General features: G+C 61.5%; 7 protein-coding genes. All 7 read left to right on the top strand.

All coding sequences use genetic code 11. The annotated features are described in order from the left end of the window. On the top strand, positions 1 to 990 hold a 990-nt coding region (locus HX898_RS29155), incomplete at its 5' end, for an alpha-E domain-containing protein (RefSeq protein ID WP_180196446.1). A gap of 5 nt (positions 991 to 995) precedes the next feature. Then, on the top strand, positions 996 to 1,874 hold the full coding sequence (locus tag HX898_RS29150; protein WP_180196445.1) for a transglutaminase family protein: 879 nt from the start codon (positions 996 to 998) through the stop codon (positions 1,872 to 1,874). A 115-nt stretch (positions 1,875 to 1,989) separates the two neighbouring features. Continuing rightward, a complete protein-coding gene (locus HX898_RS29145; protein WP_164054203.1) occupies positions 1,990 to 3,222 on the top strand; it encodes a pilus assembly protein in 1,233 nt (410 codons plus the stop codon). A gap of 276 nt (positions 3,223 to 3,498) precedes the next feature. Beyond that, positions 3,499 to 5,961 carry a glycogen/starch/alpha-glucan phosphorylase gene (locus tag HX898_RS29140; RefSeq protein ID WP_180196444.1) on the top strand — a complete coding sequence of 821 codons (2,463 nt, stop codon included), beginning with the start codon at positions 3,499 to 3,501 and terminating at the stop codon, positions 5,959 to 5,961. Continuing rightward, positions 5,958 to 8,165, top strand: coding sequence for a 1,4-alpha-glucan branching protein GlgB (gene glgB / locus HX898_RS29135; protein WP_180196443.1), 2,208 nt, complete (start codon positions 5,958 to 5,960; stop codon positions 8,163 to 8,165). Before HX898_RS29140 ends, glgB begins: the two co-directional genes overlap by 4 nt. A gap of 19 nt (positions 8,166 to 8,184) precedes the next feature. Further along, positions 8,185 to 9,447: a glucose-1-phosphate adenylyltransferase gene (glgC, locus tag HX898_RS29130; protein WP_012758982.1), complete on the top strand. Its 1,263-nt coding sequence runs from the start codon at positions 8,185 to 8,187 to the stop codon at positions 9,445 to 9,447. 3 nt (positions 9,448 to 9,450) lie between these two features. Further along, complete coding sequence (gene glgA / locus HX898_RS29125; RefSeq protein WP_180196442.1) at positions 9,451 to 10,893, top strand: glycogen synthase GlgA; 1,443 nt, start codon at positions 9,451 to 9,453, stop codon at positions 10,891 to 10,893. Positions 10,894 to 10,897: the final 4 nt, after the last annotated feature.

The raw sequence follows: 10,897 nt of genomic DNA, 5'->3' as shown, positions 1-10,897 counted from the left end.
GGCCCCGGCCCCGATGTCGCGGCGATCGCCATGCAGTCGGGCGGAGCGGCCGCCGACGTCTGGATCGTCAGCGACAAGCCGGTCGAGCGCCACACGCTGCTGCCGGCCGAGGGCAGCTTTACCCGCAACATGCCGGGCAGCCTGCCAAGCCGGGCAGCCGACAATTTGTTCTGGCTCGGCCGCTACATCGAACGTGCCGAAGGGGCGCTGCGCATTCTGCGCGCCTGGCATGCGCGTTACGCCGAAGCAGCCGATCCGAGCCAGCCGCTGCTCGCCGATGTCTCCGAGTATCTCACCGCCGTCGATATCGATACCGCTGAGGCCGTGCCGGAAACACTGCTGCGCAACATCGACAGCGCCGTTTATTCGGCGAGCAACATCCGCGACCGTTTCTCGCCGGACGGTTGGCTGGCACTCAACGATCTCGCCAAGACCGCCCGCCGCTTCCACGTCACCGTCGCTGCAGGCGACGACGCCAGCCATGCGATGACGATCCTTCTGCGCAAGCTTGCGGGCTTCGCCGGCCTCGTGCACGAGAACATGTATCGCTTCACCGGCTGGCGCTTCCTCTCACTCGGCCGCTATATCGAGCGTGGCCTGCACATGACGCGCCTGCTCGGCCATATGTCCGGCCCGGACGCGCCCGACGGCGCGCTCGACATGCTGCTCGAAATCGGCGACAGCGTCATGACCCACCGCCGCCGCTATAACGTCAACACGGCGCGGCTGACCGTCACCGACCTCTTGGCGCTCGACCCGCTGAACCCCCGCTCGGTCCTCTTTCAGGTGAACGAGATCCACCACGAGGTCGAGCAGCTGCCGAATGCCCTGATCAACGGCCAGATGTCGCCCTTCTACCGCGAGGCGATGCGGCTCCATTCCGGCCTGGCGGTGATGACGCCGGAGGGCATGGGGGTCGAGGTCTATCAACGGCTCGAACGCGAATTGGAGCAGCTTTCCGATCTGCTCGCCCAGACCTATCTCGGGTGACGGCGATGCTCTACGATCTCTCCCTCCGCATGGGTTACATCTATGACGTGCCGGCCTCCGGCGCCCGCCACGTCATGCGCCTGATGCCGCTGTCGCTGACCAATCGACAGCGCCTGGTCGCCGGCTCGATCACCATCTCGCCGACGCCGGACGAGCAGTCGCATTTCGTCGATTTCTTCCATCATCCCACCACCTCCTTCATGCTGCGCGCGCCGCACGAGAGGCTCGACATTCGCATGCAAGCCCGCGTGCAGGTGGAAAGCCAGCCGATCGCCGCCGATTTCTCGCCGCTGCTTGCCGACCTGCCGGAGGAGGTCGCCGGCATCTGGTCGTTGGCGCCGGATTCGCCGCACCATTTCCTTGGTGAAAGCCCGCGCCTGACCCAAGCCCGCGAGATCGCCGACTATGCGCGAAACTGCGCCATACCTGATCTGACGGCGATGCAGATCGCCCATGCGCTCTGTACCCGCATCAACAAGGATTTCACCTACGACCCCGACGCGACGACGGTGGACACGACGCCGCTCGAGGCGTTCAGATTGAAGCGCGGCGTCTGCCAGGATTTCACCCACATCATGATCCTGGCGCTTAGAAGCCTCGGCATTCCGGCGGGCTACGTCTCCGGTTTCCTGCGCACCATCCCGCCGCCCGGCAAGGAACGGCTGGAAGGCGCAGACGCCATGCATGCCTGGGTCAGGATCTGGTGCGGTGAGACGAACGGCTGGATCGAGCTCGACCCGACCAACGACATCCCCGCCGGCACCGACCACATCGTCGTCGCCTATGGCCGGGACTATTCCGACGTCGTTCCCGTCATCGGCGTATTGAAAAGTTATGGCGGCCAACGCGCCGTCCAGGCGGTCGACGTGATCCCGCTGAAATAATCCCAAAACTGGAAAAATCCGACGATTCGTTAAAATTCTATTGACGCCGTAAGGACGGCGGAAAGGAGGAGCGTGCGTAAATCACCTCACAGGGCCTCCTATACAGGTGAACATGATGAGCACCTCCTTTTTGCATCCCTGCCTGCGTCGCATGCTTGGCGACCGTGGCGGCAATTTCGGTATAATGACGGCGATCGTACTGCCCGTCCTTTTTGGTGCCGCCGGCATGGCGATCCAGGTGGGCGATATATTGCTTTCGAAGCAGCAGTTGCAGGAAGCCGCCGATTCGGCCGCGCTGGCAACCGCGACCGCCCTAGCAAACGGCACGATCCAAACCTCGCAGGCCGAGGCCTTCGCGCGGGACTTCGTCGCCGGGCAAATGGCGAATTACATGCAGAGCAGCGTCGATATCAAGAGCACGACAGGCGTCGACGTTCGGACAACGACATCGGGAAAGTCGACATCCTACCAGGTAACTGTTTCACCGAGTTACGACCTAGCGGTCAACCCGCTCATGCAGGCGGTCGGCTTCAGCACGCAACATCTTTCGACGTCGGGCACGACGGTTAGCGGCCATTCGCAAACCCAGGGCTCCATCTCGATGTATCTCGCGCTTGATAAATCAGGATCGATGGGAGAGGCTACCGCAACCGTTAATGCAGATGATCCGACCGAATCCTACACCTATGACTGCAACGGTCACTATAACAAGAAGGGCAAGTGGGTTTACGACACCTGCACCGGCAGTCGCGCGAAGTATTACACCAAGATAGAAGCGCTGAAGATCGCCGCCGGCAATCTCTTCGGCCAGCTTGCCAGCGCCGATCCCAATGCGGAATATGCGCGCACCGGCGCAGTGTCCTACGATATCAAGGAGTACACGCCTAGCAGTCTTGCTTGGGGAACCGCAGGTGTCTCCAGCTATGTCAACGCGCTTCAAGCGAATGGCGGCACGAACTCCAGCGGCGCGATGAGCACGGCCTACTCGTCTCTGACTGCCAAGAACGCGGCGGGGAACGACGCCGAAGACGCCGCCCACAAGCAGAAAACCGGGCAAGTGCCGAAAAAATACATCGTCTTCATGACCGACGGAGACAATAACAACGATAGCAGCAACGGCCGTTCATACGACACGCTGACCAAGGCGACATGCGACACAGCAAAGTCCAAGGGCATCGAAATCTATACGATCGCCTTCATGGCACCCGCTGGCGGACAGGCGCTGCTGCACTATTGCGCCTCCGATGACACGCATTATTTCCAGGCGGAAAAGATGGAAGACCTCCTTGCCGCCTTCAAGGCGATCGGAGCGAAGGCCTCCGCACAGCTGACGCGTCTGACGAACTGACGATAGGTCCCGGCGAAAAGCCGAACAAAAAGCCGCTCCGGAACAAACCGGAGCGGCTTTTCGTTATCGCTAGCCCACCCATCAGATCGGGAAAAGCGATTGAAATCAACCCCCTCGGCCCGCTTGAATATGAAGCTTTCGCAAATTTTTTGTTTGTCCAAATCCTTTGTTGCAAGTGCTTAGTAACGATGCATAAACTGTCGGCGGCGCAAGCGACAAATTGATTAAATCAGGCATAACATCCTGAAACCAAATTAAAATTGGCGAGACCTGACGATGAACACTGTTTCCAAGCCGATCATCCCCTCCCCCGCCCCTCGCAGTTCAAGGCCGGAAATTCTCGCTGAAGAAATTATCGAACGTCTGACCTACCGCATCGGCAAGGATGCCAAGGTGGCAAAGCCGCATGACTGGCTGACCGCGACCATCCTGGTGGTGCGCGACCGCATCATCGACAAGTGGATGGCTTCCACCCGCGAGGTTTATGCGACCGGCGCCAAGCGCGTCTATTATCTTTCTCTCGAATTCCTGATCGGCCGCCTGATGCGCGACGCCATCTCGAACCTCGGACTGATGGAGGAGGTGCGCGATGCGCTCGCCTCGCTCGGCGTCGACGTCAACGTCATTGCCGGCCTGGAGCCGGACGCCGCACTCGGCAACGGCGGTCTCGGCCGACTGGCTGCCTGTTTCATGGAGAGTATGGCGACGGTCGAGGTTCCGGCCTATGGCTACGGCATCCGCTATGTCCACGGCCTCTTCCGCCAGCAGCTGGCCGACGGCTGGCAGGTGGAATTGCCGGAAAACTGGCTCGCCCACGGCAATCCGTGGGAATTCGAGCGCCGCGAAAGCGCCTATGAAATCGGCTTCGGCGGCGCCGTCGAATTTATTACAACCCATGACGACCAGCCGCGCTACGTCTGGAAACCGGCCGAGCGCGTCATCGCCGCCGCCTTCGACACGCCGGCCGTCGGCTGGCGCGGCAAGCGCGTCAACACGCTGCGCCTCTGGTCGGCGCAGCCGATCGATCCGATCCTGCTCGATGCCTTCAACGCCGGCGACCACATCGGGGCGCTGCGCGAAAGCAACAAGGCCGAAAGCCTGACCCGGGTTCTCTATCCTGCCGACGCCACCCCGGCCGGCCAGGAACTGCGCCTGCGCCAGGAATTCTTCTTCTCGTCGGCCTCGCTGCAGGACATCCTGCGCCGCCATCTGCAGCAATATGACGATTTCACTTCGCTGCCGGACAAGGTGGCGATCCAGCTGAACGACACTCACCCCGCCGTCTCGGTCGCCGAACTCGTGCGTCTGCTCTGTGACGTACACGGGATGAATTTCGACCAGGCCTGGGACATCACCCGCCGCACCTTCTCCTACACCAACCACACGCTGCTGCCCGAAGCGCTGGAAAGCTGGGCGGTGCCGCTGTTCGAACGTCTGCTGCCCCGCCACATGCAGATCATCTATGCGATCAATGCCAAGATCCTGATCGACGCTCGCAAGGGCAAGAACTTCTCCGATGGGGAAATCCGCTCGATCTCGCTGATCGATGAAAGCGGCGACCGCCGCGTGCGCATGGGCAACCTCGCTTTCGTCGGCTCGCATTCGATCAACGGCGTCTCGGCCCTGCACACCGACCTGATGAAGGTCACGGTCTTCGCCGATCTGCACAAGCTCTATCCCGACCGCATCAACAACAAGACCAACGGCATCACGCCGCGCCGCTGGCTGCAGCAGTGCAATCCCGGCCTCACCGGCCTGATCCGCGAGGCGATCGGCGACGAATTCCTCGATGATGCCGAGAAGCTGCGTGCGCTTGACGTGCATTCCTCCGATCCGGCTTTCCAGCAGAAATTCGCAGCGATAAAGCGCGCCAACAAGGTGGCACTCTCCAACCTCGTCGCCAGCCGCATGGGCGTGAAGCTCGACCCGTCGGCGATGTTCGACATCCAGATCAAGCGCATCCACGAATACAAGCGCCAGCTGCTGAATATCATCGAGGCCGTCGCGCTCTACGACCAGATCCGCTCGCATCCCGAGCTCGACTGGGTGCCGCGCGTGAAACTCTTCGCGGGCAAGGCGGCGCCGAGTTACTATAATGCCAAGCTCATCATCAAGCTGATCAACGACGTCTCCCGCACGATCAACAACGACCCGTCGGTACGCGGTCTGCTGAAGATCGTCTTCGTCCCGAACTACAATGTCTCTCTCGCCGAAGTCATGGTTCCGGCCGCCGACCTCTCGGAGCAGATCTCGACCGCCGGCATGGAAGCATCCGGCACCGGCAACATGAAGTTCGGCCTCAATGGCGCGCTGACGATTGGCACGCTCGATGGCGCCAATGTCGAGATGCGCGACAATGTCGGCGAGGACAACATCGTCATCTTCGGTCTCAAGGCCGACGAGGTCTCGAAAGTCCGCAGTGATGGCCACAATCCGCGCGCCATCATCGAGGGATCGCGCGAACTCGCCCAGGCGCTTGCCGCCATCGGCTCCGGCGTCTTCTCGCCCGATGACCGCAACCGCTATACGTCGCTGATCGACGGCATCTATTCGCACGACTGGTTCATGGTCGCGGCCGATTTCGACGCCTACGCCCAGGCCCAGCGCGAAGTCGACCAGATCTGGACCAACCAGTCCGCCTGGTACACCAAGACGATCAACAATACGGCGCGGATGGGCTGGTTCTCTTCCGACCGTACGATCAGACAATATGCAGACGAAATCTGGAGAGCCGGATGAAAACGCCGAAAACCGTCCCTGAAGTAAAGCTTTCCTGGGAAATTTCGGCAGATGAAATCACGGCAATCCTTGCCGGCTCGCATTCCAATCCCTTTGCCGTCCTCGGTGTGCACCAGGCCGGCGACGCTTTCGTCGCCCGGTGCTTCATCCCGGGCGCGGAGGAGGTGACCGCCATGACGCTCGACGGCGGCGTCATCGGCGAACTGAAGCAGCTCCATGCCGATGGCTTCTTCGCCGGTCCGGTTTCCCTCACCAAACTCCTGCCGGTGCGTTACCGCGCCCGGCGCGGCGATGCCGAATGGGCAGTCACCGATCCCTACAGCTTCGGTCCGGTGCTCGGACCGATGGACGATTATTTCGCCCGCCAGGGTTCGCACCTGCGCCTGTTCGACAAGATGGGCGCCCACCTCATCAAGCATGACGGCGCCCAGGGCATCCATTTCGCCGTCTGGGCGCCGAACGCACAGCGCGTCTCCGTCGTCGGTGATTTCAACAATTGGGACGGCCGGCGCCACGTGATGCGCTTCCGTGCCGATAGCGGCATCTGGGAAATCTTTGCCCCTGACGTACCGGTCGGCGTTGCCTACAAGTTCGAGATCCGCGGCCAGGACGGCGTATTGCTGCCGCTGAAGGCAGATCCCTTTGCGCGCCGCAGCGAGCTGCGGCCGAAGACCGCCTCCGTCACCGCCGCCGAGCTGGAGCAGGAGTGGGAAGACGAGGCCCATCTGAAGCACTGGCGCGAGACCGACAAGCGCCGCCAGCCGATCTCGATCTACGAGGTGCATGCCGCCTCCTGGCAACGTCGGCAGGACGGCACGATGCTGTCCTGGGACGAGCTCGCCTCCAGCCTCATCCCCTATTGCGCCGACATGGGCTTCACCCATATCGAATTCCTGCCGATCACCGAGTACCCCTACGACCCCTCCTGGGGTTACCAGACGACCGGCCTCTACGCGCCGACCGCTCGTTTCGGCGAGCCGGAGGGTTTTGCCCGTTTCGTCAACGGCTGCCACAAGGTCGGAATCGGCGTCATCCTCGACTGGGTGCCGGCGCATTTTCCGACCGACGAACACGGCCTCGGCTGGTTCGACGGCACGGCACTCTACGAGCACGAAGACCCGCGCAAGGGCTTCCACCCGGACTGGAGCACGGCGATCTACAATTTCGGCCGCACCGAGGTCGTTTCCTATCTCGTCAACAACGCGCTCTACTGGGCCGAAAAATTCCACCTCGACGGCCTGCGCGTCGATGCCGTTGCCTCGATGCTCTACCTCGATTATTCGCGCAAGCACGGCGAATGGATCCCGAACGAATATGGCGGCAACGAGAACCTCGAAGCGGTCCGTTTTCTGCAGGATCTCAACATCCGCATCTACGGCAAAAATTCCAACGTCATGACCATCGCCGAGGAATCGACCTCCTGGCCGAAGGTCTCGCAACCCGTCCATGAAGGCGGCCTCGGCTTCGGCTTCAAGTGGAACATGGGCTTCATGCACGACACGCTGAGCTACATGAGCCGCGATCCCATCTATCGCGGGCACCATCACAACGAACTCACCTTCGGCCTGCTCTACGCCTATTCGGAAAATTTCGTCCTGCCTCTCTCGCATGACGAGGTTGTGCACGGGAAAGGCTCGCTGATCGCCAAGATGCCGGGCGACGATTGGCAGAAGTTCGCCAATCTGCGCGCCTACTACGCCTATATGTGGGGCTATCCCGGCAAGAAGCTGCTGTTCATGGGCCAGGAATTCGCCCAGTGGAGCGAGTGGAGCGAAGAGAAGGCACTCGACTGGAACCTGCTTCAATATCGTATGCACGAGGGCATGCGGCGCCTGGTGCGCGACCTCAATTTCACCTATCGCAGCAAGCCGGCGCTGCATGAGCGTGACTGCGAGGGCGAAGGTTTCGAATGGCTGGTCGCCGACGACCACCAGAATTCCGTCTTTGCCTGGCTGCGCAAGGCGCCGGGCCAGAAGCCGGTCGCCGTCATCACCAATTTCACCCCTGTCTATCGCGAGAATTATTCGATCCGCCTGCCGTCCGCAGGGCGCTGGCGGGAAATCCTGAACACCGATGCCGACATCTACGGCGGCAGCGGCAAGGGCAATGGCGGGCGCGTGCAGGCCGTCGATGCCGGCGGCAACATCACCTGCTCGATCACCTTGCCGCCCTTGGCGACAATCATGCTTGAACCTGAAAATTAGTGACTGGTGGGAGGAGAAAATGGTAGAAAAGCGCGTTCAGCCACTTGCCCGCGATGCAATGGCTTATGTTCTGGCGGGCGGTAGGGGAAGCCGTCTCAAGGAACTCACCGACCGGCGTGCCAAGCCGGCCGTCTATTTCGGCGGCAAGGCCCGCATCATCGATTTCGCTTTGTCGAACGCCCTGAATTCCGGCATCCGCCGCATCGGCGTCGCCACGCAATACAAGGCGCATTCGCTGATCCGTCACATGCAGCGCGGCTGGAACTTCTTCCGCCCCGAGCGCAACGAGAGCTTCGATATTCTGCCCGCCAGCCAGCGCGTCTCCGAGACGCAATGGTATGAAGGCACGGCCGACGCCGTCTATCAGAACATCGACATTATCCAGGATTACGGCGTCGAATACATGGTCATTCTTGCAGGCGACCACGTCTATAAGATGGACTATGAGTGGATGCTGCAGCAGCACGTCGATTCCGGCGCCGACGTCACCATCGGCTGCCTGGAAGTGCCGCGCATGGAAGCGGTCGGCTTCGGCGTCATGCATGTCAACGAGAAGGACGAGATCATCGCCTTCGTCGAGAAACCGGCCGATCCGCCGCCCATTCCCGACAAGCCGGATTTCGCCCTCGCCTCGATGGGCATCTACGTCTTCCACACCAAGTTCCTCCTCGATGCGCTGCGCCGCGACGCAGCCGACCCGACCTCGAGCCGCGACTTCGGCAAGGACATTATCCCCTATATCGTCAAGAACGGTAAGGCGGTCGCTCACCGCTTCGCCAAGTCCTGCGTCCGTTCCGATTTCGAGCACGAGCCCTATTGGCGCGACGTCGGCACGATCGACGCCTATTGGCAGGCCAATATTGACCTGACGGCGATCGTTCCGGAGCTCGACATCTACGACAAGTCCTGGCCGATCTGGACCTATGCCGAGATCACCCCGCCGGCGAAATTCGTCCATGACGACGAGGATCGCCGCGGCTCGGCCACCTCCTCCGTTGTGTCGGGCGACTGCATCATCTCGGGCGCCATGCTCAACAACAGCCTGCTCTTCACGGGCGTCAGGGCCAACTCCTTCTCCAAGTTGGAAGGAGCGGTCGTCCTGCCGAACGTGAAGGTCGGACGGCGCGCGCAGCTCAAGAATGTGGTGATCGACCATGGTGTCGTCATTCCGGAAGGCCTGGTCGTCGGCGAGGATCCCGAGCTCGATGCCAAGCGCTTCCGGCGAACGGAAAGCGGCATCTGCCTGATCACGCAACCGATGATCGACAAGCTGGATATCTGACTTATGAAAGTTCTTTCGGTTTCGTCCGAAGTCTTCCCTTTGATCAAGACAGGGGGTCTGGCCGATGTGTCCGGCGCCCTGCCGATTACTCTGAAAGCCTTCGGAGTCGAGACCAAGACCCTTCTCCCCGGCTATCCCGCCGTGATGAAGGTCATTCGCGACGCCGTCGTCAGGCTCGAATTCCCCGACCTGCTCGGTGAGCGGGCGACCGTGCTGGAGGTCCAGCACGAGGGCCTCGATCTGCTCATCCTCGATGCGCCGGCCTATTACGACAGGCCGGGCGGACCCTATCTCGATCCGCTCGGCAAGGACTATCCCGACAACTGGCGTCGTTTCGCCGCCCTGTCGCTCGCTGCCTCCGAGATCGCCGCCGGCCTGCTGCCCGGCTGGCGGCCGGATCTCGTCCACACCCACGACTGGCAGGCGGCGCTGACGTCGGTCTATATGCGTTATTACCCGACGCCGGAACTGCCGAGCGTGCTGACCATCCACAACATCGCCTTCCAGGGTCAGTTCGGTTCCGAGATCTTTCCCGGCCTGCGTCTGCCCGCCCATTCCTTCGCCACCGACAGCATCGAATATTACGGCACTGTCGGCTTCCTCAAGGGCGGCCTCAAGACTGCCCATGCGATCACGACGGTCAGCCCGACCTATGCCGATGAGATCCTCACGTCGGAATTCGGCATGGGGCTCGAGGGCGTCATCGCCAGCCGCATCGACGATCTGCACGGCATCGTCAACGGCATCGACACCGATATCTGGAACCCGGCGACCGATCCTGTCGTCCACACCCATTATGGCCAGACGACGCTGAAGAATCGCGAGGAGAACCGGCGCTCGATCGCCGAATTCTTCGGTCTCGACAATGACAACGCCCCGATCTTCTGCGTCATCAGCCGTCTCACCTGGCAGAAGGGCATGGATATCGTCGCCAACATCGCCGATGAGATCGTCGCCATGGGCGGCAAGCTCGTCGTGCTCGGCTCCGGCGAAGCCGCCCTTGAAGGCGCGCTGCTCGCCTCCGCCAGCCGCCACCCCGGCCGCATCGGCGTTTCGATCGGTTATAACGAGCCAATGTCGCACCTGATGCAGGCCGGCTGCGATGCGATCATCATCCCCTCACGCTTCGAACCCTGCGGCCTGACCCAGCTTTACGGCCTGCGTTACGGCTGCGTGCCGATCGTCGCCCGCACCGGCGGTTTGAACGACACCGTGATCGACGCCAATCACGCCGCACTTGCGGCGAAAGTCGCAACCGGCATACAATTTGCCCCCGTGACCGAAACAGGCATGCTACAGGCAATCCGCCGTGCGATGCATTTTTATCAGGACCGAAAACTCTGGACCCAATTGCAAAAGCAGGGCATGAAATCGGATGTCTCCTGGGAGAAGAGCGCCGAACGCTACGCTGCCCTCTATTCAAGCCTCGTCTCGAAAGGCATGTGACCTA

Source organism: Rhizobium sp. WYCCWR 11128 (assembly GCF_013416305.1).
Classification (GTDB): domain Bacteria; phylum Pseudomonadota; class Alphaproteobacteria; order Rhizobiales; family Rhizobiaceae; genus Rhizobium; species Rhizobium indicum.
This window is presented reverse-complemented; position numbering and strand designations above follow the sequence as displayed.